At 61.6% G+C, this 20930-nt stretch carries 24 protein-coding genes; 11 read left to right on the forward strand and 13 right to left on the reverse strand.

Going from position 1 to position 20930, the window contains the following annotated elements:
* Positions 1-117: 117 nt before the first annotated feature.
* Both EFB14_RS13300 and EFB14_RS13305 read left to right on the forward strand, forming a co-directional pair.
* Positions 118-1125, forward strand: a complete 1008-nt coding sequence (locus EFB14_RS13300; protein ID WP_125841748.1) for a glycosyltransferase — start codon at positions 118-120, stop codon at positions 1123-1125.
* The gene (locus EFB14_RS13305) at positions 1122-1499 is read left to right on the forward strand and encodes a GtrA family protein (RefSeq protein ID WP_126825879.1); all 378 of its coding nucleotides are present in this window, start codon (positions 1122-1124) and stop codon (positions 1497-1499) included. The genes EFB14_RS13300 and EFB14_RS13305 overlap by 4 nt, the downstream gene beginning before the upstream one ends.
* Before the next feature lie 92 nt (positions 1500-1591).
* On the opposite strand, the gene EFB14_RS13310 is transcribed toward EFB14_RS13305, so the two are convergent.
* Positions 1592-2578, reverse strand: coding sequence for a Gfo/Idh/MocA family protein (locus EFB14_RS13310; protein ID WP_126825882.1), 987 nt, complete (start codon positions 2576-2578; stop codon positions 1592-1594).
* 194 nt (positions 2579-2772) lie between these two features.
* Here EFB14_RS13310 and EFB14_RS13315 point away from each other — a divergent pair, with 194 nt between their 5' ends.
* On the forward strand, positions 2773-3720 hold the full coding sequence (locus EFB14_RS13315; RefSeq protein WP_125841742.1) for an aldo/keto reductase: 948 nt from the start codon (positions 2773-2775) through the stop codon (positions 3718-3720).
* Between the two features lie 13 nt (positions 3721-3733).
* The gene (locus tag EFB14_RS13320; RefSeq protein ID WP_126825885.1) at positions 3734-4183 is read left to right on the forward strand and encodes a GNAT family N-acetyltransferase; all 450 of its coding nucleotides are present in this window, start codon (positions 3734-3736) and stop codon (positions 4181-4183) included.
* Between the two features lie 9 nt (positions 4184-4192).
* Here EFB14_RS13320 and EFB14_RS13325 read toward each other — a convergent pair whose 3' ends face one another.
* A complete protein-coding gene (locus EFB14_RS13325) occupies positions 4193-4822 on the reverse strand; it encodes a hypothetical protein (protein WP_126825889.1) in 630 nt (209 codons plus the stop codon).
* A gap of 148 nt (positions 4823-4970) precedes the next feature.
* On the opposite strand from EFB14_RS13325, the gene EFB14_RS13330 reads away from it, so the two are divergent.
* Positions 4971-5468, forward strand: a complete 498-nt coding sequence (locus EFB14_RS13330; RefSeq protein WP_125841735.1) for a YciE/YciF ferroxidase family protein — start codon at positions 4971-4973, stop codon at positions 5466-5468.
* 26 nt (positions 5469-5494) lie between these two features.
* Here the strand turns inward: EFB14_RS13330 and EFB14_RS13335 are convergent, their stop codons facing one another.
* Entirely contained in the window at positions 5495-6406 is a 912-nt protein-coding gene (locus EFB14_RS13335; RefSeq protein WP_125841733.1) for a LysR family transcriptional regulator, read from the reverse strand.
* Positions 6407-6530: 124 nt separating this feature from the next.
* Between EFB14_RS13335 and EFB14_RS13340 the strand changes: the two genes are divergently transcribed.
* Positions 6531-7526 (forward strand): aldo/keto reductase, encoded by a 996-nt coding sequence (locus EFB14_RS13340; RefSeq protein WP_126825892.1) that lies wholly within the window; start codon positions 6531-6533, stop codon positions 7524-7526.
* A 90-nt stretch (positions 7527-7616) separates the two neighbouring features.
* Complete coding sequence (locus EFB14_RS13345) at positions 7617-7976, forward strand: nuclear transport factor 2 family protein (protein ID WP_126825895.1); 360 nt, start codon at positions 7617-7619, stop codon at positions 7974-7976.
* 70 nt (positions 7977-8046) lie between these two features.
* Here EFB14_RS13345 and pheT read toward each other — a convergent pair whose 3' ends face one another.
* The 5 genes from pheT to infC form a co-directional block, all read right to left on the reverse strand.
* Complete coding sequence (pheT, locus tag EFB14_RS13350) at positions 8047-10479, reverse strand: phenylalanine--tRNA ligase subunit beta (RefSeq protein WP_126825898.1); 2433 nt, start codon at positions 10477-10479, stop codon at positions 8047-8049.
* A gap of 16 nt (positions 10480-10495) precedes the next feature.
* Positions 10496-11578, reverse strand: coding sequence for a phenylalanine--tRNA ligase subunit alpha (pheS, locus tag EFB14_RS13355; RefSeq protein WP_126825901.1), 1083 nt, complete (start codon positions 11576-11578; stop codon positions 10496-10498).
* A 150-nt stretch (positions 11579-11728) separates the two neighbouring features.
* Positions 11729-12133: a 50S ribosomal protein L20 gene (gene rplT, locus EFB14_RS13360; RefSeq protein ID WP_125841723.1), complete on the reverse strand. Its 405-nt coding sequence runs from the start codon at positions 12131-12133 to the stop codon at positions 11729-11731.
* A gap of 38 nt (positions 12134-12171) precedes the next feature.
* Entirely contained in the window at positions 12172-12375 is a 204-nt protein-coding gene (gene rpmI / locus EFB14_RS13365) for a 50S ribosomal protein L35 (RefSeq protein ID WP_003570998.1), read from the reverse strand.
* Between the two features lie 297 nt (positions 12376-12672).
* Positions 12673-13209 (reverse strand): translation initiation factor IF-3, encoded by a 537-nt coding sequence (gene infC, locus EFB14_RS13375; RefSeq protein WP_245438240.1) that lies wholly within the window; start codon positions 13207-13209, stop codon positions 12673-12675.
* A 179-nt stretch (positions 13210-13388) separates the two neighbouring features.
* Here infC and EFB14_RS13380 point away from each other — a divergent pair, with 179 nt between their 5' ends.
* The gene (locus tag EFB14_RS13380) at positions 13389-14228 is read left to right on the forward strand and encodes an alpha/beta hydrolase (protein WP_126825904.1); all 840 of its coding nucleotides are present in this window, start codon (positions 13389-13391) and stop codon (positions 14226-14228) included.
* A 160-nt stretch (positions 14229-14388) separates the two neighbouring features.
* Positions 14389-14988, forward strand: a complete 600-nt coding sequence (locus tag EFB14_RS13385) for a transglutaminase-like cysteine peptidase (protein WP_126825907.1) — start codon at positions 14389-14391, stop codon at positions 14986-14988.
* A 164-nt stretch (positions 14989-15152) separates the two neighbouring features.
* On the opposite strand, the gene mbfA is transcribed toward EFB14_RS13385, so the two are convergent.
* Positions 15153-16136 carry an iron exporter MbfA gene (gene mbfA, locus EFB14_RS13390; RefSeq protein ID WP_125841715.1) on the reverse strand — a complete coding sequence of 328 codons (984 nt, stop codon included), beginning with the start codon at positions 16134-16136 and terminating at the stop codon, positions 15153-15155.
* Positions 16137-16306: 170 nt separating this feature from the next.
* Between mbfA and EFB14_RS13395 the strand changes: the two genes are divergently transcribed.
* Positions 16307-16774, forward strand: coding sequence for a group III truncated hemoglobin (locus tag EFB14_RS13395; protein ID WP_125841713.1), 468 nt, complete (start codon positions 16307-16309; stop codon positions 16772-16774).
* Between the two features lie 111 nt (positions 16775-16885).
* On the opposite strand, the gene EFB14_RS13400 is transcribed toward EFB14_RS13395, so the two are convergent.
* The 3 genes from EFB14_RS13400 to EFB14_RS13410 form a co-directional block, all read right to left on the reverse strand.
* On the reverse strand, positions 16886-17797 hold the full coding sequence (locus EFB14_RS13400) for an EamA family transporter (RefSeq protein WP_125841711.1): 912 nt from the start codon (positions 17795-17797) through the stop codon (positions 16886-16888).
* Between the two features lie 136 nt (positions 17798-17933).
* Positions 17934-18482 (reverse strand): recombination regulator RecX, encoded by a 549-nt coding sequence (gene recX, locus EFB14_RS13405; protein WP_125841709.1) that lies wholly within the window; start codon positions 18480-18482, stop codon positions 17934-17936.
* A 9-nt stretch (positions 18483-18491) separates the two neighbouring features.
* Positions 18492-19517 (reverse strand): histone deacetylase family protein, encoded by a 1026-nt coding sequence (locus tag EFB14_RS13410; protein ID WP_126825910.1) that lies wholly within the window; start codon positions 19515-19517, stop codon positions 18492-18494.
* A 133-nt stretch (positions 19518-19650) separates the two neighbouring features.
* Here EFB14_RS13410 and EFB14_RS13415 point away from each other — a divergent pair, with 133 nt between their 5' ends.
* Positions 19651-20262 carry an HAD-IA family hydrolase gene (locus EFB14_RS13415; protein WP_126825913.1) on the forward strand — a complete coding sequence of 204 codons (612 nt, stop codon included), beginning with the start codon at positions 19651-19653 and terminating at the stop codon, positions 20260-20262.
* A 16-nt stretch (positions 20263-20278) separates the two neighbouring features.
* Here the strand turns inward: EFB14_RS13415 and EFB14_RS13420 are convergent, their stop codons facing one another.
* Positions 20279-20797: a GNAT family N-acetyltransferase gene (locus EFB14_RS13420; protein ID WP_126825916.1), complete on the reverse strand. Its 519-nt coding sequence runs from the start codon at positions 20795-20797 to the stop codon at positions 20279-20281.
* Positions 20798-20930 lie beyond the last annotated feature (133 nt).

Below are 20930 nucleotides of genomic sequence, written 5' to 3' on the forward strand. Positions count from 1 at the left end.
GCCGATCAAGAAAGTGTAAAGCCGCTTGCGGCGGCCGCCGATTTTGCCTGCGTCATAGGGTCTTATTAACGCCGAGTGGTTTAGGCTCACCACGGCTTCTGTGTAACGAGTAAAGTCATGGCCCGATCGCGTACCGACAATCTTGATATAGCCGTCCTGCTTCCCTGCTATAACGAGGCGGCGACAATCGGCTCCGTGGTGCGGGGCTTCCGCGCGACGCTGCCGGAGGCAGCGATCCACGTCTACGACAATAATTCCACCGACGGGACCGCCTTGCAGGCGATGCTTGCCGGGGCGCATGTCGTGCGCGAGCGGCGGCAGGGCAAGGGTCACGTCGTGCGCCGCATGTTTGCCGACATCGAAGCTGATATCTACATCATGGCCGACGGCGACGGGACCTATGCGCCTTCCGATGCCGAGGAACTGGTACGCACGCTTCTGACGGAGCGCGCCGACATGGTGGTCGGCACGCGCCGCGGTGTGCATGCCGATGCCGGCCGTCAGGGCCACGCGCTCGGCAACCGGCTTTTCAACCTACTCTACCGGACGATCTTCGGCCCTGATTTCACCGACATCTTTTCCGGCTACCGCGCCTTTTCGCGCCGTTTCGTCAAGAGCTTCCCGGCGGTATCAGGCGGCTTCGAGATCGAAACAGAAATGTCCGTTCATGCCTCGCGGCTGAAGCTGCCGGTCAGCGAGCTGGAACTCGATTACGGCCGCCGGCCGGACGGCTCGCATTCCAAGCTTTCGACTTTTCGCGACGGCGGCAAAATCCTCTGGATGTTTGCGATGCTGATGAAGGAAACGCGGCCTTTTGCCTTCTTCAGCACGATCAGCGCCGCCTTCATGCTGGCAAGCCTCGGATTCATGGCGCCCGTGCTGGCGGAATACTTCGAGACGGGCCTCGTCAGCCGCATGCCGACCTGGGTACTGTCGATGGCGCTGATGATGATCTCCTTCATGCTGTTCACCGCCGGCGTCATCCTGGATTCCGTCGCGCGCGCCCGCGCCGAGCAGCTGCGCATCCACTATATGGGCCTCGTGACGCCAAGCGCGGCCAAGCCGCCGGTCGGCGAAGCCTCGCCTGCATCGCGTCCCGGCCGCGGCAAGGCGGATGCGGCATGAAGAAGCTCGTCCGCTTCGCGATTGCCGGCGGCATCGGCTTCCTCATCGATGCCGGCATCCTGTCGGCACTGCTCGAGCTGACGCCGCTCGGGCCGTTTTTGGCGCGGCTCATCGCGATCGCCTTCGCAATGGCGGCGACCTGGGCTTTCAACCGGAGCTTCACCTTCGATCGCTCCGGCCGTTCGCTTGCCGCCGAAGGCTTCCGCTACGGCTCGGTCGGGGTGACGGCGGCACTCGTCAATTACGGGCTCTATTCCGCCCTTCTGGTGTCGCTGCCGGCGCTTCAGCCCCTTGCAGCCATGGTGATCGCCACCCTCGCCTCGATGTTCTTCAGCTTCTTCGGCTATTCGCGCTTCGTCTTCCGGGCAGAGTGACGAGTGCGCCGCGCGTCCAATGAGACGCTCCAGCACTTTGAAACGGCGCATAATCCTTTCCGAAAATTGATTCCGATTTTCGGGGTTATGCGCTAGACGGCTTCCCAGCCGTCCTTCTCACTGGCGCGATAGATCGCGTCGATCACCTTCTGGTTCAGCTTCGAATTTTCGAGCGTGACGATCTCTTCCTTGCCGTTCTTCACCGCCCGGGCGAAGGCCTCGACCTCACGCCGGTACTGGCGGCTGTCCTGGAAGCGGAAAATGCGCGATTCATTGTGGCTGCGGTCGGCGAGCTCAATCTCCTCGGGGCCCCAGCGATTGGCATTGAACGGCGACTTGACCTCGATGTAACCGTCGGTGCCGTGGAAGACCATGACCTGGCGGTTCGCCATCTGCGTCGAGATATAGAAGCTTAGCTCGAAATCGCCGAAGTCGGCTTTGACGCTCGAATAGACATCCGTGCCGAAGTCCGGATCGCGCTCGGTGATCGCCTGGACCCAGAGCGGCTCCTTGCCGGTGGAAAAGCGAGTGCTCATGACGGGATAGACGCCGATATCGGGAAGGCCGCCGCCGCCAAGCTCGGGAACGTTGCGCATATTGGCGGGATCGCGGTTGAAATAGGTAAAGGCGCCCTGCACATGCCGGAGCGAACCGATCGCGCCCTCGTCGATCAGCGCGCGCACCTTCTGCCAGACCGGGGAATAGGTGACCATATAGGCTTCGGTGACCACGACCCGGTTGCGGTCGCGGGCGGCGATCACGTCGTCGATATCGGCTGCTTTCAGCGCCAGCGGCTTTTCACAGAGCACATGCTTGCCGGCATCGGCTGCTTTGATCGACCATTCGATATGCTGCGAGGTCGGCAGGGGGATATAGACGGCGTCGATGGTGTCGGAGGCCAGCATCTCCTCATAGGAGCCGAAGGCATGCGGCACCGAGAAGCGGTCCGCCATCTCCCTTGCACGCGCGAGATCGCGGCTCGCAATCGCTGTGACGACGCAGTTCTCCGCATCCTGGATTGCTGGAACGACATTGTCGCGGCCGATCTTCGCCGTTGAAATGATACCGAAGCGCAACATGATCCAATCTCCCAAAGCTGATGTCGGCGAACCATATTCAGGCCTCCGCAACGGCGCAATGGCGCGACCCGAAATCACGGAAGTTTGGTTTCCCCGATGCCGGGATCGCGCTAGGTTACGCCGGAACATCATGCTCCGAGACGGCGTTCTGCCGTTTCCGCAATTTCAATCATTTCACCATTTTGGAGAGCGTCATGGAAATGCGCCGGCTTGGAAAAACAGGTCTTTCACTCGCGCCGATCGTCTTCGGCGGCAATGTTTTCGGCTGGACGGCCGATGAGAAAACATCTTTCGCCATGCTCGATGCCTTCTTCGACGCAGGCTTGAACACCATCGACACAGCCGATGTCTATTCCGCCTGGGTTCCCGGCAACAAGGGCGGCGATTCCGAGGAGATCATCGGGCGTTGGCTGAAGCAGGCGAACGTTTCCCGCGACAAGGCCGTCATCATCACCAAGGTCGGCTCGGACATGGGACAGGGGAAGACGCTGAAGGAGACCTATATCCTGAAGGCTGTCGAAGATTCGCTGCGACGGCTGCAGACGGATTACATCGACCTCTATCTCTCGCACTGGCCGGATGCCGATACGCCGCACGAGGAAACGCTCGGCGCCTATGCCAAGCTGAAGCAGCAGGGCAAGATCCGCGCTATCGGCTGCTCGAACTATGATGCAAAGCTGCTCCAGGCTTCCTTCGACGCCGCCGGCAAGGCCGGCCTGCCGCGTTACGACGTGCTGCAGCCGGAATATAATCTTTACGAACGCGCGAGCTTCGAGGGACCGCTTGCCGAGCTCTGCATCAGGGAAGACATCGGCGTCATCACCTATTTCAGTCTCGCAGCCGGTTTCCTCACAGGCAAGTACCGCAACAAGGCCGACACGGAAGGCCGCGCACGCGAGGGCCGCGTCTCGCAATACCTCGACGACAAGGGCCTGCGCATTCTTGCGGCGCTCGACAAGGTTTCAGCCCAGACCGGCGCAAAGCCCGCGGAAATCTCGCTTGCCTGGCTGCTGCGCAAGAAGGGTGTGACGGCGCCGATCGCCAGCGCCACCAGCCTTTCGCAGCTTGAAAGCCTGGTGAAATCGGCGACACTTGCGCTTTCCGATGACGCGATGGCGCTGCTCGACGAAGCCGGCGCCTGAAGAAGGGATGCCCATGACCGTGACGATACGTGATGCCCGCCCCGAGGACGAAACCCGCTGGCGCGAACTTTGGGCTGGCTATCTCGCCTTTTACGAAGTCACGGTCGATTCCGACATCACCGATCAGACATGGCGCCGGGTCTTCGATCCGGGCTCGGCGATCTCGATGCGAGTGGCCGAAGTCGATGGCAGGGTGATGGGCTTTGCGCTCTACCTCACGCATGAGGGCACATGGATCCGCGGCAGAGACTGCTATCTCGAAGACCTGTTCGTCGATCCCGATGCGCGCGGCAAAGGCGTCGGGCGGGCGCTGATGGATGATCTCATTGGGCTTTGCAAGGCGAAGGGCTGGTCGCGGCTCTACTGGCATACGAGCGAGCAGAACACGACAGCCCGGGCGCTCTACGACAGCTATATCGAGAGCGACGGCCACATCCGCTACCGCATCAGCTTCACGGCATAATTCCTTCAATCAGAAGATGCGCGGCGCTGTAAGCGCGGGAAAGCCTTCGTACCACTCGGAATGGTCTCCTTCCCAGTTCGCCATGCCCGGCTTGGTGAGGATGCCGCGCGGGCTGATATAACTCTGGATCACCCGTTTCGGCCGTTCGTGCCACTGGATATTGAAGGCCCACAGCTTGGGGAAGAAGCAGACAGAGGCATAAGGCAGGTGGTCGTGGATCCACCAGGCGAGTCGCTGCCAGTCGCTTTCGTCGCGGTAGCGGTCGACCAGCCACGGCACGACAATACAGACCGCAGCGCCCATGCAGCCGTCAAAGTCCCTCATATCCCAGATGTGATGCGCAGCAGTGCCGGCATTGGTCGAGCAGTTCAGATTGTTCTCGTTGCCGAACCTGTTGACCTCAGGCGAACGATAGCCGGAGCGGATATGCAGACGCCCGAACGTCGCCTCCAGCGGCTCCAACAATTCCTCGCAGAGCCTGCGGCCCGCCTCGATCGCCAGATCGGGATCCTCGGGGATATTGGGAATGCGGTAGAAATCGGCGATTTCGGAATGCAGGAAATCGCGGAGGAAGAAGTTCTGTGACAGCCGCACGCGGCCGAGATCCTCCAGACCCTTCATCGAACCCGGCTTCCGCATGGCTTTCTCTCCTCACTGTCGACCTGAGAATCATCGCCTGCGGCGCATTTCCCGTCCACCCGAAAACGATCGGGAACAATTTGCGTGGTCTTCGCTTCTTAATGTGTCGCCGCTTCGCGCGGTTTCCCCCAAAACAAGGATCGAGAAAATGGCCAAGGAAAAAACGTTGGAAGATCTCTTCTACGACACGCTGAAGGACATCTATTTTGCCGAGCGGCAAATTCTGCGCGCCCTGCCGAAGATGGCGCGCGCGGCGCAATCCTCCGAACTGAAGGCGGGCTTCGAGAAGCATCGCGAGGAGACCGAAGGCCAGGTCGAGCGCCTGCAGCAGGTTTTCGACAAGATCGGCAAACGCGCCCAGGGCAAGACCTGCGAGGCGATCCAGGGCATTATCGCCGAGGGCGAGGAAATCATGGATGAATTCAAGGGCACGCAGGCGCTGGATGCCGGCCTGATCTCGGCTGCCCAGGCCGTCGAACATTACGAGATTGCCCGCTACGGCACACTGAAGACCTGGGCCGCGACGCTCGGCCTCAAGGATGTCGTCAGCCTGCTTGACCAGACGCTGCAGGAGGAAACGGCGACCGACAAGACCCTCTCCCGGCTTGCCACCACGGCGGCAAACCAGAAGGCGAAAGCTGCCTGACGGAATGAAGGATACGGGCGGCTGTCCTAGCCCCGCCCGCCCGTATCCTTTTCGACATATCTGAAAAAATCGATGAAGGCGCGCAGCGCCGGCCGCATTTGCCGCCGGCTGGGATAATAAAGATACGGCCCGGGATAGGGCGCGCACCAATCCTCCAGCACCCGCACAAGCCTGCCGGCCGCCAGTTCGGAATGCACCCGCATGTTGAAGAGATAGGCAAGGCCTGCGCCGTTCAGCGCCGCAAGAAGAGCGAGCCGATCCTCGCTGACGATCAGCGGCCCGTCGACCGGCACGACCAGTTCCTGCCCGTCCTTTTCGAATTCCCAGCGATAGATCGAGCCGTTGGTGAAGCGCCGCTTGATGCAGCGATGACGGACGAGATCGCGGGGATGCTCCGGCTTCGGATAGCGCTCGAAATATTCCGGCGACGCGGCGATGACCGTCGTCAGGTTGGGCGAGATCCTGACCGCGATCATATCAGCCTCCAGGCTCTCCTCCAGCCGGATGCCGGCGTCGAACCCTTCCTTGACGATGTCGGTGAAGCCGTCCTCGTTGGCGATCTCCAGGGTGATATCGGGATAGAGATTGAGAAAATCGCCGAGGCGCGTGGCGAGCAGGATATCGGAGGCAAAGCGCGGCGCCGTGATGCGCAGGTTTCCGGCAGGCTTGTCGCGCGCGTCGGTGACTGCCTCCAATGCAACGGCGATCTCCTCGAGCGCCGGGCGGAGCCTTTCGAGAAGCAGGCGGCCCTCCTCCGTCGGCGCGACGCTCCGGGTGGTGCGCGCCAGGAGCCGGACGCCCAGGCTTTCCTCCAGGCTCGAGATCGCATGGCTGACCGCCGATGGCGCGACGAGGAGTTCTCTGGCCGCAGCCCGGAAGCTGCGATGCTCCGAGACGGCGGCGAGAACGGCGAGTTGGGAGAGCTGTGTTCTGTTCATTGATCGAAATGATAGAACAGGCTGTTAGAAACTGCACGTATTTTCCGATTTATTGGAGACCGATATGGTCTGTCCGTACCGCAACGATCCCAACGCGGTGCAGATCAGCTCAAAGGAGCGCAACATGAAAACCCGAAAACTCGGAAACGATCTTACCGTCTCTGCCGTCGGCCTTGGCTGCATGGGCATGAGCTTTGCCTATGGCGTCAGCGACGAAGCGGAATCGATCAGGACCCTGCAGCGCGCCGTCGATCTCGGCGTCACTTTTTTCGACACCGCCGAAGTCTATGGTCCCTTCACCAACGAGGTTCTTCTCGGCAAGGCTCTGAAGCCATTCCGCGACCGCGTCGTGATCGCCACCAAGTTCGGCTTCAAGATCGATACCAGCCAGAAGGGTGCGGCCGCCATCGCCGGCGTCAACAGCCGCCCCGAGCATGTGCGAGACGTCGCCGAGGCTTCGTTGAAGCGCCTCGGCATCGAGACCATCGACCTCCTCTACCAGCATCGGGTCGATCCCGACGTGCCGATCGAAGAGACAGTGGGCGTCATGGCCGAGTTGGTCAGGGAAGGGAAAGTCCGCGCGCTCGGCCTTTCGGAAGCCGGCAGCGCCACCATCCGCCGCGCGCATGCGGTCCATCCGATCGCAGCCCTTCAGAGCGAATATTCGCTGTGGACGCGCGACCCGGAAGAGGAGGTGCTCGCCACCTGCCGCGAGCTCGGCATCGGCTTCGTGCCCTACAGCCCGCTCGGCCGCGGTTTCCTGACCGGGGCGATTCGCAAAGTGGAGGATCTCGCCGCCGACGATTTCCGCCGGCAGGTGCCGCGGTTCCAGGCCGAGAATTTCGACGCCAACGCGGCCCTCGTCGCGACGCTCGAAGAGCTTGCAGCCGAGAAAGGCGTGACGGCCGCGCAGCTGGCGCTGGCCTGGGTGCTGAGCCAAGGGAACGACATCGTGCCGATCCCCGGCGCGCGCAAGCTTCACCACCTCGAGCAGAATGCCGCCGCAGCCGATATCACGCTGAGCGCTGCGGAACTCGAGCAGCTTAGCGAGACGATCCCCGCAGCACAGGTGGCCGGCAAGCGCTATTCGGATGCCTCGCTTGCAATGACGAACCTTTGAGACAGGAAGCCCGGCCGGTTGCACTCGGCCGGGCTTGCCTTCGCGGCCGGCGAAGCTATTTAACCTCATTCCAAGCAACGGGATGAAAACATGTCGGACAGGCAGGCAGTCGAACAGACGGTTCACCTCTATGTCGAAGGCATGGCCTTCGCCAACGAGGCAGCCTTGAAAAAGGCCTTTCACCCGAAAAGCTCGATCATCGGCTATTACCAGAATGCCATCGAATGGCTGACGCGGGACGAATTCATCGCGGCGATCCTGGCCGAGGAGCCCGCGCCGCCCGGCACGCAGCCCTTCATGGATATTCAGAGCGTCGATGTCGAGGGCGATGCGGCCAGCGTTAAAGTTACCGACGATTTCGCCGGAATGCGCTTTACCGATTATCTCTCGCTGCTGAAGATCGACGGTCGATGGACGATCGTCAGCAAGCTCTACCATCTCCATCTTTGAGAGACGGACACCGGTTGAAAAGACCGGCCATCTCGGCCGGTCCTTTATGCTTGGCAAAGACCCGTAAGGATCAGCTTCTCAGGACGCCGCCGGTGAATTTCGTCACGCTCGCCACGATCTTCTGCGTCAGCGCCTCGAAATCCTCGTCCGTCAGCGTGCGCTCGACCGGCTGGATCTGAACCTCGATCGCTACCGACTTCTTGCCCTCACCGACCGACGCGCCTTCGAAGATGTCGAAGACGTTGACGCCCGTGATGAGCTTGCGGTCGGCGCCCGTCGCGGCCTTGATGATGGCGCCTGATTCCACCGTCCTATCGACGACGAAGGCGAAGTCGCGCCGGACCACCTGGAAGGGTGATAGTTCAAGCGCCGGCTTGGTGCGCGTCGCCTTCCGTTTGGCTTCCGGCATGGCGTCGACATAGACTTCGAAGCCGCACAGCGCCCCGGAGACATCGAGTGCTTCCAGCGTCAGCGGATGGAATTCGCCGAAATAGCCGAGCACGACCTTCGGCCCCATCTTGATCGTGCCGGAGCGGCCGGGATGATACCATTCCGGCCCGCCTTGCTCGATCTGGATATTGCCCATCGGTAGGCCGCAGGCTTCGATGACGGCGAGCGCATCGGCCTTGGCGTCGAAGACGTCGACCGGCTTGCCGCCGCCTTTAGCCGTATTCGACCACATGCGGCCGGCGCCTGACAGCGAGGCCGTGCCGCGGCGGATGCCGCCAGCGACGCGCCGCTGGCCTTCCGGCGTGTCGTTTTCATAGGTGCCGGACACTTCGAAGATTGCCACGTCGCCATAGCCCTTATCGGCGTTGCGCTGGGCAGCCGTCAGCAGGCCGGGCAGCAGCGAGGGGCGCATATCCGACATTTCGGCGGCAATCGGGTTGGCAAGCTTGAGGGCCGGAGAACCACCACCGAAGAGCTTTGCCTGATCTTCCGGAATGAAGGACCAGGTGACGGCTTCCAGCATGCCGCGCGAGGCAAGCGCGCGCTTGGCAGCGCGCGTGCGGATCTGCAGCGTCGTCAGAATGCGGCCATTGACGGCAGCATGGCTTTCGAGCGGCGCCGGCTTGATGTTGTCAACGCCATGAATGCGCATGACCTCTTCGACGAGATCGGCCTTGCCATCGACATCGGGGCGCCAGGAGGGAACAGCGACGGAGCAGGAGCCTACATCGCCGGTGCCCTTGGCAACCACGAAGCCTAGCCGGCTCAGGATCTGCTTCATCTCTTCGGCGGGAATTTCGAGGCCGGTCAAGCGCTTGACCTCGGAAAACGGAAACTCGACGATCTTCGGCTCGTAACCCTTGTAACCGACAACTTCTGCCCTGGCGGCCGTACCGCCGCAGAGTTCCAGAACCAGTTCCGTCGTGCGTTCCAGACCGGGAACCATATATTCCGGATCAACGCCGCGTTCGAAGCGGTAGCGGGCATCGGTGATGATGCCAAGGCTGCGGCCTGATTTGGCAATGTTCATCGGATCCCAAAGAGCGGACTCGATCAGCACATCGACAGTGTTCTCATCGCAGCCGGAATGTTCGCCGCCCATAATGCCGCCGATCGACTCGATGCCGTCCTCGTCGGAGATGACGACATTGTTCGGACCGAGCTTGTATTCGCGCTGGTCGAGCGCCAGCACGGTCTCACCTTCCCTGGCGCGGCGGACAGTCAGGTTGCCCTTGACCTTGGCGGCGTCGAAGACGTGCATCGGCCGGCCCTGGTCGAAGGTCATGTAGTTGGTGATATCGACGAGCGCATTGATCGGGCGCAGGCCGATGGCGAGCAGCCGCTGCTGCATCCAGCGCGGGCTCGGGCCATTCTTAACGCCGCGAACGAGCCGGAGGCCGAAGCCCGGGCACAGCTTTGCATCGTCGAGATCGAGCGTCAGCTTGACCGGCGTTTCGCCTTCGACGGCGAAGGACGGCGCGGGCCGCGTCTTCAACGTGCCGAGGCCGGAGGCTGCGAGATCGCGGGCGATACCGTGGATCGACGTGCAGTCCGGACGGTTCGGCGTCAGGTTGATCTCGATAACCGGATCGTCGAGATTGATATAGGCGGCGTAGCTCGTACCGACAGGCGCGTCTTCCGGAAGGTCGATGATGCCGTCGTGGTTGTCGGAAATCTCAAGTTCTTTTTCCGAGCACATCATGCCGCGGCTTTCGACGCCGCGGATATTGCCGACGGCAAGCGTCACGTCGATGCCGGGAACATAGGTTCCGGGTGCGGCGAAGGCGCCGACGAGGCCGGCGCGCGCATTCGGGGCACCGCAGACGACCTGGACCGGTGCGCCGGAACCCGTATCGACCATCAGCACCTGCAGGCGATCGGCCTGGGGATGTTTTTCCGCCGAGACAACCCTTGCGATGACAAAGGGCTTGAACGCCGCCTTGTCATCGACATCCTCCACTTCCAACCCGATCTGGGTGAGGCGGGTGCAGATTTCATCGAGCGTGGCATCCGTTTCCAGATGCTCTTTCAGCCAGGAGAGCGTGAATTTCATCGTTTCAATTCTCCGTTCAAGCGCTGAGGCCGCCGAACAGCGTCGGCATGTCGAGCGGGCGGAAGCCGTAATGCGTCATCCAGCGGACGTCGGCGTTGAAGAAGTCGCGCAGGTCGGGCATGCCGTATTTCAGCATGGCGATGCGATCGAGGCCCATGCCCCAGGCAAAACCTTGATACTCGTCCGGATCGAGCCCGCCGTAACGCAGCACGTTCGGATGAACCATGCCGCAGCCGAGGATCTCCATCCAGTCGGTGCCTTCGCCGAACTTGACGATCGGGCCGGAGCGGTCGCACTGGATATCGACCTCGAAGGAGGGCTCGGTGAAGGGGAAGAAGGACGGGCGGAAGCGCATCGTCACGCTGTCGACCTCGAAGAAGGTCTTGCAGAATTCTTCCAGCACCCAGCGGATGTTGGCGACATTGGCCTTCTTGTCGATGACGAGGCCTTCGACCTGATGGAACATCGGCGAATGCGTGGCGTCGCTGTCCTGGCGGTAGGTCTTGCCGGGGATGATGATGCGGATCGGCGGCTTTTGCGATTCCATCGTGCGCACCTGCACCGGAGACGTGTGGGTGCGCAGTACCTTGCGCTCGCCTTTCTCATCCGGATTGAAGAAGAAGGTGTCGTGCATCTCGCGAGCCGGGTGGCCTTCAGGGAAGTTCAGCGCCGTGAAATTGTAATAGTCGGTCTCGATATCGGGGCCTTCGGCGATCGAGAAGCCCATGTCGGCGAAGATCGCTGTGATCTCATCGACGATCTGGCTGATCGGATGGATGCGGCCACGTTCGGCGGGCGAGGAGCGCACCGGCAGGCTGACATCGACCGTTTCGGCCTTCAGGCGGGCATTGACCGCCGCCACCTTCAGCACTGATTTGCGCTCGGTGATGGCGTCCGTCACCTCGTTCTTCAGGGCGTTGATCGCGGCACCCCGGGTCTGGCGCTCCTCCGGCGTCATCGCGCCGAGCGTCTTCAGGAGTTCGGAGACCGAGCCCTTCTTGCCGAGCGCGGAAACGCGCACGGCTTCGAGCGCAGGCTCATCACCAGCGGCAGCAATTTCGGCAAGCAAAGAGGATTTAAGCTGATCGATATCTGACATCGTCTTCTTTCCGTCCAGTATCAGGCGGGCGATCGGGAGGCGGGCGGCGCCGACCGGCGCAAGGAATATAAAGAAAGAAAAACCCGCGCTAGCCCAAACCAGCGCGGGTTTCCCAAAATTCAAAAAAGCGTCAAGCTTGGGAAGCGCTGGTTAACGAACCGCGCCTTCAAACTCGTTAGCCGTGCCGGTTTCCTTGAGGTACTCAAGGGCCTTCTTGGCAGCGCCGACCAGCGCGCCGAATGCTTCCGGCTCGTGGATCGCCATGTCGGAGAGAACCTTACGGTCGACTTCGATGCCGGCCTTGTTCAGGCCGTCGATGAAGCGGCCGTAGGTCAGGCCGAATTCGCGGACAGCGGCGTTGATGCGCTGGATCCAGAGCGCACGGAAGTTGCGCTTGTTGACCTTGCGGTCGCGGTAAGCGTACTGCTTCGAACGGTCGACAGCGGCCTTGGCGGTACGGATGGTGTTCTTGCGGCGGCCGTAAAAGCCCTTTGCGGCCTTCAGAACCTTCTTGTGCTTGGCATGGGCGGTAACGCCTCTTTTTACACGTGCCATATCATGATCTCCTTAAATCTAGCGTTCGCGGACGAGTCTCAGAGACCGTTCGGCAGGTAATTCTTGATAACCTTGCGGCCATCCGGTTCTGCGAGAACCATGGTGCCACGTGCATCGCGAATGAACTTGTTGGTACGCTTGATCATGCCATGGCGCTTGCCGGCAGCGGCAGCCTTGACCTTGCCTGTTGCGGTGATCTTGAACCGCTTCTTGGCAGAGGACTTCGTCTTCATCTTGGGCATTTTGCTACTCCTTCTGTCCTCCCTGCGCGCTTCATCAAAAAGCCCTCCTCGCGAAGTCCGGTTCTCCGGCCGTCGCAACAAGGTGCGGGAGCGTTTGTTGTTGATCTGCGGCATCGGCGACGAACCGTCCCGCAAGCATTCGAAACTGCCACGGCATGCCCTGCCGGTCAGTTCGGACGCGCGCTTATAACCGCAGCGTCATGAAAGTGCAACGGGGCCGCAGGAGGAATCTTCACGTGACCCGAAAGCACGAAAGCCGCCCTTGCGGACGGCCTTGGGCGAAAAAGTGCCTGGCGCTCACTTCGGCGCCAGTACCATCATCATCTGGCGGCCTTCGAGCTTGGGCTCGGCTTCGACCTTGGCGACCTCGGTCGTATCGGCCTTGACCTGCTGCAGCAGCTTCATGCCGAGTTCCTGGTGGGCCATTTCACGGCCGCGGAACTTCAGCGTCACCTTGACCTTGTCACCTTCGTCGAAGAAGCGACCCATCGCCTTCATCTTCACCTCATAATCATGGGTGTCGATGTTCGGACGCATCTTGATTTCTTTGACTTCGACGATCTTCTGCTTCTTGCGCGCTTCGGCAGCCTTCTTCTGGTTTGCATATTTCAGCTTGCCCAGATCGAGGATCTTGCACACCGGCGGTTCGACATTGGGGGAAATTTCGACGAGATCGAGGCCGGCTTCTTCCGCCATTCTCAGGGCCTGGTCGGTAGGCACGATGCCCAAATTCTCACCGTTCGCCCCGATCAGCTGAACTTTGGGAATGCGGATTTCACGGTTCGAGCGCGGTCCGTCCTTCACGGGCGCATCGGTCTTAAAAGGTCTGCGAATGGTCGTATTCTCCTCGCGTTGTTTCGGAACGTTGCAGCCTCGCGCTCCCATATCCAGGGTGCACAAACGTGTCGCGTCATTGCTGCAACGGAGTCAATATCATCCTTTAGCGGAAAAATCACCCGCTGTCAGCCTGCCAAGAATCTGTTTTATAGGCCAAAACAACAGGAGGTTCGCCGATGCCCGATCAGATGCCAGATACCCAGCCGCAGTTCCTGACAGTCGGCGAGGGCGAGGCCGCGCGTGAGATCGCCATGCTCGTCCGCCCGGCGCAAGCCGGCAACAAGGCTCCGACGCTCGTCTGGCTGTCCGGCTACCGATCCGACATGAGCGGCACCAAGGCGTTGGAACTCGACGGGCTGGCGGCGGAACTCGGGCTTGCCTGCATCCGCTTTGACTATTCCGGCCACGGACTTTCCGGCGGCAGCTTCCGCGACGGCACGATCTCGCGCTGGCTGGAGGAGGCGCTGGCCGTCATTGGCCACCTCGCGCCGGAACGGGTGATTCTCGTCGGCTCGTCGATGGGCGGCTGGATCGCGCTCAGGCTGGCGCAGGAGCTTGCGCGCCATGGCGAGCCGAAGCTCGAAGGCCCAAAGCTCGTGGGGATGGTGCTGATCGCGCCGGCGCCCGATTTCACCTCCGACCTGATCGAACCGAACCTGACGGCTAAGGAGCGCAAGTCGCTTACCGAACGCGGCTATTTCGAAGAGCGCTCGCAATATAGCCCCGAGCCGAACATCTATACGAGGGCGCTGATCGAGGATGGGCGCCAGAACCGCGTGCTCGACGGCATTATCGAAACAGGCTGCCCGGTGCATATTCTCCAGGGCATGAAAGACCCCGACGTGCCGCATGCGCATGCGATGAAACTCGTCGAGCATCTTCCCGCCGACGACGTGGTGCTGACCCTCATTCGCGACGGCGACCACCGCCTCTCCCGCGCGAGCGATCTCGCGCTCCTCGTCAGCGCCGTCAGGGGCATCCTCCGTTCATCGGCAAATATGGAGAAGCCCACCTGAACGGCACCCGCCGCGCATCCCGAACAGGTCCCCGGCCGCGTTGCATTTTAACCATGTCAGCGAGTTGGGAGAACCTCCTAAGAAGTAACGATTGACTCTTCTCGGCCCTCTCCATTAACACTTTGTTAATAAATAAGGGGCGATGCGAGGAAGAGCGGGCGTGCGGATCAAGGGTATCTTTGTGGCCATGATGGCCATTTTTGCGATGGCCACGGCCGCCATACCGGCCCCAAGCAGAAATGCTTCCATGGTAACAGGCAATGCCACCTCGCAGCCGATCGGCCACTACGATTTCTGTCAGATTCACCGCAGCGAATGCGGCCCGAACCGCAACTCCGGCCCGGTCGAGATGACTCCGGCAAAATGGTCGCTGGTGCGTTCGATCAACGCCACGGTCAACCGCACGATCACGCCGATGACCGACAAGGAAATCTACGGCAAGGACGAGGTCTGGGCCTATCCGACCACGGCCGGCGACTGCGAAGACTTCGCGCTCCTGAAGCGCCGCATGCTGATCCAGCGCGGCTTTTCGGCAGCCGACCTCTTGATGACCGTCGTGCGCAAACCTGACGGCGAAGGCCATGCCGTGCTGACGCTGCGCACCGCCGAGGGCGATTTCGTGCTCGACAACCTCGCCTCCGAGGTGAAGCCGTGGTTTGCGACGCCTTATTCCTTCGTCAAGCGTCAGTCGAGCTACAATGCCGGCCGCTGGGTCACCATCGAGAACGGCCGCGACGTTCTGGTCGGCGCGCTGCGCTAAGAGTTAAAACGGGGGGACTGCGGGAAAGGCCGGCGTATTCGCCGGTCTTTTCTGTTTTGGTGAGCGAGACGCCGAACCGTATCCCGGCCCTTCGCCTGGCTCAGGGCGTTCGCTGCTGCAATCGATCCACTGGATCGATTACTCGGGCTTTGCTCGACCGCAGCTCACCCATTCCCGATCAAAATGCCGGCGCCGAGGACTAGGCCGCCGCCGACGACGACCTGGAAGGCTGCGCGCAGGAATGGCGTCTCCATATATTTGTTCTGGATGAAGGCGATCGCCCAGAGCTCGAAGAAGACGATGATGGCGGCGGTGATGGTCGCAGTCCAGAACTGCGGAATGAGGTAGGGCAGCGCGTGGCCAAGGCCGCCGAGCGCCGTCATGATGCCGCAGGCAAGTCCGCGCTTGACCGGGGAACCTCGGCCGGAAATCTTGCCGTCGTCATGGGCGGCCTCGGTAAAGCCCATCGAGATGCCGGCGCCGACGGAGGCCGAAAGGCCGACGAGGAAGGTCTGCCAGGTATCCTGCGTGGCGAAGGCGGCGGCAAAGATCGGCGCCAGCGTCGAAACGGAGCCGTCCATCAGCCCGGCAAGACCCGGCTGCACATAGGTCAGCACGAATTGCCGGCGCACCGTCTCGTCCTCGGCATGCTTGACGTCCTCGGGCGTATGCTTGTCGCCCAGCATGCGAGCGATATCCTCATGCCCCTGTTCGGCAAGGGCGAGATCGCCGAGAAGCTCGCGCGTCGAGGCGTCCGAGGTTCGCTTTGCCGCTTCGACGTAAAAACGGTAGGCCTGATCCTCCATCGCCTCGGTTTCCTGCCGCATCGCATCGAGCGAAAGATTTGCCCTCAACCAGTCAGGTTTGCGCTCATAGAACCCCTCGACATGCTCGCGCCGGATCAGCGGGATGCGCTCGCCGAAACGCTGACGATGGATTTCGATCAATGACTTGCGGTGCGTATCCTCGACCTCGGCCATATCCTCGAAGATCTTGGCCGAGGCCGGAAATTCGCGGCGCAACCTGTCGGCATAGGCGAGATAGATGCGGGCATCGTCTTCCTCGGACGCGATCGCGAGGGCCAGGATCTCCTGCTCGGACAGCGACTCAAATGAACGTTTCGGGGATCTGAAAAATCGCGCCAACATGATCCGCTCCATAATTTAGAATAATTCTAAACCTAAAGAACGAGGCGATGACGGTCAAGTGCTTGAGGCTCGCCGGCTGACAGATTGCCGCAAGCCGCACGGACAGCTTTGGCTCGCCGCCGTAAGCACCTATATGAAGGGCGCCGCACCACGCGGCGCCGGGGTTTATGATGGACAATGACATTCAGGGCCGCCCTGCCCATGTCGCGGCGATCCGCGAAAGGGCAGAGGCCGAGATGCGGGCGATGGGCGTCGACGAGGCCTTTATCGGCAGGCTGGTCGAGACCTTCTATGGGCGCGTGCTTGCGCATCCCGATCTCGGCCCCGTGTTCGACACCAGGCTGAACGGTCGCTGGCCGGAGCATATGGAGAAGATGAAGAGCTTCTGGTCGGCCGTCGCCTTCCGCAGCGGCGCCTATGGCGGCAAGCCGGTGCAGGCGCATACGACTGTTCAGAACCTGACGCCTGATCTCTTTCCGAAGTGGCTGTCGCTGTTTGCCGAAACGCTCGACGATATCGCCCCATCGCCGGAGGCCAAAGCCTGGTTCATGGCGACGGCAGAGCGGATCGCCAAGAGCCTGACGCTTTCGCTGTTCTACAATCCGGCGCTCGACGATCCCAACCGCAAACCCGCCTGATCCATATCCTAAGGCGCGTCGCGGTTTTTCATGTTCGCTCTTTGCGCTTCCGATCTTTGTTTTTGCGCATGTCGTTATCGCAAAACCGCTGACACTTTTGCGCGACGTGCTCTAGGTCTTTGCCGCCGAGGCGGTGGCACCGGCGCTGGCCGCCACTACGAGCGCCGTACCCAGCATCTGCAGCGCGGTCATCGGCTGGGCCAGGATCAGAAAGCCGGCGAGCGCGCCGAGCGCCGGTTCGAGGCTCATCAGGATGCCGAAGGATGCCGACGGCATGCGCCGCAGCGCCACCATCTCCAGCGCATAGGGCAAGAGCGGCACGAGGATGGCAAGGCCGAGAACCTCCGCCAGTCCTTTCAACGTGAAGGCGCCCCCTGTCTCGGCAAGGCCGAAGGGGGTTGCGACGAGACCGGCAACGATCAGCGACATCGAGAGGCCTTCCAGCCCCTTGAAGGCAGCGCCGACCTTCTTCGTCAGCAGGATATAGACCGCCCATCCCACAGCCGAGCCGAGGGCGAACAGGACGCCGGGGAGATTGCCGACCCAGCCTTCGCCGTCATGGGCGAGGAAGAGAATGCCGGCCGCAGCAATCAGCGGCCAGAGCAGGCGCCAGGTCAGGCCGTAGCCGAAGACGGCGACAGAGAGCGGCCCGAGGAAATCGATGGCGATCGCCAGGCCGAGCGGCAGTCGCTGGATCGCCGCGAAGAAACACAGCGTCATAGCGGCGGTCGTCGTGCCGAGCAGCAAGGTCGCCCGCCATTGGGCGCCGCTATAACGCAGTAGGGAAGGTCTGACGACAACGGCAAGAATGATCGCCGCGAAAGCGAGGCGCAGCCAGGTGGCGCCGGCAACGCCATAGGTCGCGATGGCTGACGAAGACAACGCCGCGCCGAACTGGATCGAAGACATCGACATCAGGCACATCGCGACGCCGGCCGCCAAGCCGCCCGAAGACGACGACACGCCCGGCTGCGCAATCAAGGCTGCGCCATCCGTTCCAGTCTCTATATTCTTGATGTCCATGCGGCCTCCGATCCTGGCGCGGTTCTAGGCCGAGGACGGCGGAGAACCAAATTCAAACTTTTCATGCCGGGATCAAGAGCGCTGATGCTGAAGAATGCCAGGGATCGGCGATCTCCTGGGCCGAGGCGATGCAACATCAAAGACGGCCGGCAAGGATAACCTCCTCGGCGTCCTCGACGCTCATGTCGAAGACCTTCCTGCCGATGTCGAAGCTGAAGCCGTTACGGGCGAAAGCCGAAAGCTCTTTGACCTTTCGCTTGTCGTCAAGCTCGACCCGGCGGAAGGGACCAAAGGCGCGCTTGCGGGCGAATATCGCCGCCGCATAGAGATCGTCAGCCTGCTCGAGTGCAGCCTCTACCTTTTCGCTGGAGACGCCTTTCACCGCAAGCTTCTGGGCGATGGCGCGCTTCGATTTGCCGCCGCGCACGGCAGAGCGGGTGCTGATCTCAGCATAGGCGCTGTCGTCGAGCACCTTGTTGTCATAGGCAAATTTAACGGCGAAATCGGCAACGGCCTTGAGCTGTGCCGCGCTGATATCTTCGAACTTCTCCTTCGCCTTGCGGGTGATGGCGTCAAAGAGCTGCTTTTCCGTCATCATCCTTCGCTCCAGGCGATAGATGGTGGAGTTGCGCGCCCAGCTCAGCATGCGGGATGTCGGGAGGGATAGAACGGTTTCGTCGGTCATAGGTAGCGATCAGGCTTCCAGACCCGCGAGTACGTTGGCGACGTTGAGGCCGATTTCCGGCACGCCGTAGCCGCCCTCCATGCAGGCGAGGACCGGCAGGCCGGCGGCGGAGATCATCTCTCCCATACGAATGAAATCCTCCGATTTCAGCTGGAAGAAGGAGATCGGGTCGCGTTCGAACGTATCGACGCCGAGCGCCACGACGATTGCCTCCGCACCGAAGGCCTTGATGCGGGCGAGCGCATCAGCAAGCGCCGAAGACCAGACTTCCCAGGGCGTATGGGGCGGCATCGGATAGTTGCGGTTAGCGCCTGTGCCCTCCCCCTCGCCTTCCTCGTCGGCATGACCGAGGAAATAAGGAAAGGCGTGCATGGGGTCGCCATGCAGCGAAGCGGTGAAGACATCGCCTCTGCGATAGAAGAGGTCCTGCGTGCCATTACCATGGTGGAAATCGACATCCAGCACCGCAACCTTCTTCGCGCCGTGATCGAGCAGACGCTGCGCCGCAACGCCCGAATTGTTGATGAAGCAATAGCCGCCGAAGAGATCGATGCCGGCGTGATGGCCGGGTGGGCGGCAGAGCGCGAAAGCGAAACGGTTGCCCGCATTCAGCCAATCGGCGCCTGTCATCGCGCAGCGCATCGAGGCAAGCGCTGCCTCGTAGGAGCCTTTGGTGATCGAGGTGTCGGCGGCATTGGCATAATGGCCGATCGCGCCGACGATATTGTCGGGCACGCGCTGGCTCGTCCGGCGAACGGCGAAGGAATTGGCGATCGCCTCGCCCGTAAAACCGGCCGCGACCCAGCGATCCCAGACGGTGGCGAGGAAATCCAGATAGGCAGGATCATGCACCTTACGCGCCGTTTCCAGCCCATGGGTATCGGGCGCCACCACATCGTGGAAACCCGCCTCCTTGACCGCCGCCAGGATCCACTCGGCGCGAAACGGCGCCTCGAAGGGCGTCACCAGCTGACCGGCATGGAGTTCGGACCTGGCATCGCGCAGCTTGTGGTCTTCGGAATAGATGATGCGCATTTCGGATTCGTCCTTGCTTGAAAGTCTAGACTTACATGCGTCGGCCGCGACAAAAAAGCCGGCACCGCGCCCTTGATCGCCGAGAAGGATGACTTCACCTTCGCGATGTCTTGAGACCGGGGGAAATTTCCGCATGAAAGTGCTGATGGTCGATGTCGACGGCGTGCTCATTCATGGTCGTCCAGCCGATGGGCTGTCCCACTTCACCTATCTCGAGCACGATCTCGGGCTGCGGCCTGACCTGCTGCAACAGGCGTTCTTCCAGATCCATTGGGGTGACATCATCATCGGCCGTGAGGCGCTGGAGCCAAGGCTCGCCACCGTGCTCGAAAAGATCGCGCCCCATCTCAGCGCCACGACGCTGATCGACTACTGGTTCGAAAATGATTCCCGCCTCGACCGCAATCTCCTCGCAGATCTCGCCGTGCTCAGGCAAAGCGGCGTCACTCTCTTCCTGGCGACCAACCAGGAGCACAGGCGGGCGCGCTACCTGATGGAACAGCTGGGCCTTGGGGCACATTTCGACGACATCCTCTATTCCGCTGCCCTTGGGCACAGCAAGCCTTCTCCCGATTTTTTCCGGCTGGCGACCGAACGTGCGGGTGTTCCACCCAAGGAGATCGCCTTTATCGACGATATGGCGATCAACATTGAAGCATCACGGCAGTTCGGCTGGAACGCGACGCAATGGACGGCGGGTGCTACTCTAACCAGTGCGCTTCCAATATTCGCAAGGTGGTCATAAGCGGCGCGTGGCGCAGTCAGGTGAGCCGCTTGTAGAACAGGGTGGTATCGCAGAAGCCTCCTTCCGGCCACAGCGCATAATCCGGGATCACGCCGACACGCTGCCAACCGAGCCGCGGGTAAATCGCCTCGGCATCGCTGCCGGTTGCCGTGTCGAGCACGAGCAGGGTTTTGCCACGCCTTGCCGCCTCGCGCTCGGCCGCCTCCATCAGCAGCCGGGCGAGGCCACGCCCGCGAGCGGAACGATGCACCAGGAGCTTCTTCAAGTCGCCGCGATGCGGCTGGTTCGGCATCTGCGCGGCACCCACCTGGACGGTACCGACGATCCTGCCGTCCAGCTCGGCGACCAGCAGCAGGTTGCCGCCCGTGGCAACTGCATCGGCGACGTCTAGCCAATAGGGTTCGGCATCCTCGGGCCCATAGGGTTGCATGAAGCCGACGGAGGCGCCGCCCGCAACGCAGTCGGCCAGCACGTCCGAGAGAGCCGGAACGGCAGCGCGGGCCTCCTCGGCGGAAAGGGTACGAATGTCAGCCATGGTGGTCTCCAATGAAAGAACACAAGGGGCAGAACGCTTGTTCTGCAGGGCTTTCCCTGGGTTCGGTTGTGTTTTGACCGGCATTCTGCCGACCGGGTAAATTTTCTCCGTTCGCAGGACGGGCTTTTCCATC

The sequence above is a fragment of the Rhizobium fabae genome, from assembly GCF_003985135.1.
GTDB lineage: Bacteria > Pseudomonadota > Alphaproteobacteria > Rhizobiales > Rhizobiaceae > Rhizobium > Rhizobium pisi.

Coding starts and splice junctions, on each gene's coding strand:
- EFB14_RS13300 (WP_125841748.1), top strand. CDS start 118: ATGGCCCGATCGCGTACCGACAATCTTGATATAGCCGTCCTGCTTCCC.
- EFB14_RS13305 (WP_126825879.1), top strand. CDS start 1,122: ATGAAGAAGCTCGTCCGCTTCGCGATTGCCGGCGGCATCGGCTTCCTC.
- EFB14_RS13310 (WP_126825882.1), bottom strand. CDS start 2,578: ATGTTGCGCTTCGGTATCATTTCAACGGCGAAGATCGGCCGCGACAAT.
- EFB14_RS13315 (WP_125841742.1), top strand. CDS start 2,773: ATGGAAATGCGCCGGCTTGGAAAAACAGGTCTTTCACTCGCGCCGATC.
- EFB14_RS13320 (WP_126825885.1), top strand. CDS start 3,734: ATGACCGTGACGATACGTGATGCCCGCCCCGAGGACGAAACCCGCTGG.
- EFB14_RS13325 (WP_126825889.1), bottom strand. CDS start 4,822: ATGCGGAAGCCGGGTTCGATGAAGGGTCTGGAGGATCTCGGCCGCGTG.
- EFB14_RS13330 (WP_125841735.1), top strand. CDS start 4,971: ATGGCCAAGGAAAAAACGTTGGAAGATCTCTTCTACGACACGCTGAAG.
- EFB14_RS13335 (WP_125841733.1), bottom strand. CDS start 6,406: ATGAACAGAACACAGCTCTCCCAACTCGCCGTTCTCGCCGCCGTCTCG.
- EFB14_RS13340 (WP_126825892.1), top strand. CDS start 6,531: ATGAAAACCCGAAAACTCGGAAACGATCTTACCGTCTCTGCCGTCGGC.
- EFB14_RS13345 (WP_126825895.1), top strand. CDS start 7,617: ATGTCGGACAGGCAGGCAGTCGAACAGACGGTTCACCTCTATGTCGAA.
- pheT (WP_126825898.1), bottom strand. CDS start 10,479: ATGAAATTCACGCTCTCCTGGCTGAAAGAGCATCTGGAAACGGATGCC.
- pheS (WP_126825901.1), bottom strand. CDS start 11,578: ATGTCAGATATCGATCAGCTTAAATCCTCTTTGCTTGCCGAAATTGCT.
- rplT (WP_125841723.1), bottom strand. CDS start 12,133: ATGGCACGTGTAAAAAGAGGCGTTACCGCCCATGCCAAGCACAAGAAG.
- rpmI (WP_003570998.1), bottom strand. CDS start 12,375: ATGCCCAAGATGAAGACGAAGTCCTCTGCCAAGAAGCGGTTCAAGATC.
- EFB14_RS13380 (WP_126825904.1), top strand. CDS start 13,389: ATGCCCGATCAGATGCCAGATACCCAGCCGCAGTTCCTGACAGTCGGC.
- mbfA (WP_125841715.1), bottom strand. CDS start 16,136: ATGTTGGCGCGATTTTTCAGATCCCCGAAACGTTCATTTGAGTCGCTG.
- EFB14_RS13395 (WP_125841713.1), top strand. CDS start 16,307: ATGGACAATGACATTCAGGGCCGCCCTGCCCATGTCGCGGCGATCCGC.
- EFB14_RS13400 (WP_125841711.1), bottom strand. CDS start 17,797: ATGGACATCAAGAATATAGAGACTGGAACGGATGGCGCAGCCTTGATT.
- recX (WP_125841709.1), bottom strand. CDS start 18,482: ATGACCGACGAAACCGTTCTATCCCTCCCGACATCCCGCATGCTGAGC.
- EFB14_RS13410 (WP_126825910.1), bottom strand. CDS start 19,517: ATGCGCATCATCTATTCCGAAGACCACAAGCTGCGCGATGCCAGGTCC.
- EFB14_RS13415 (WP_126825913.1), top strand. CDS start 19,651: ATGAAAGTGCTGATGGTCGATGTCGACGGCGTGCTCATTCATGGTCGT.
- EFB14_RS13420 (WP_126825916.1), bottom strand. CDS start 20,797: ATGGCTGACATTCGTACCCTTTCCGCCGAGGAGGCCCGCGCTGCCGTT.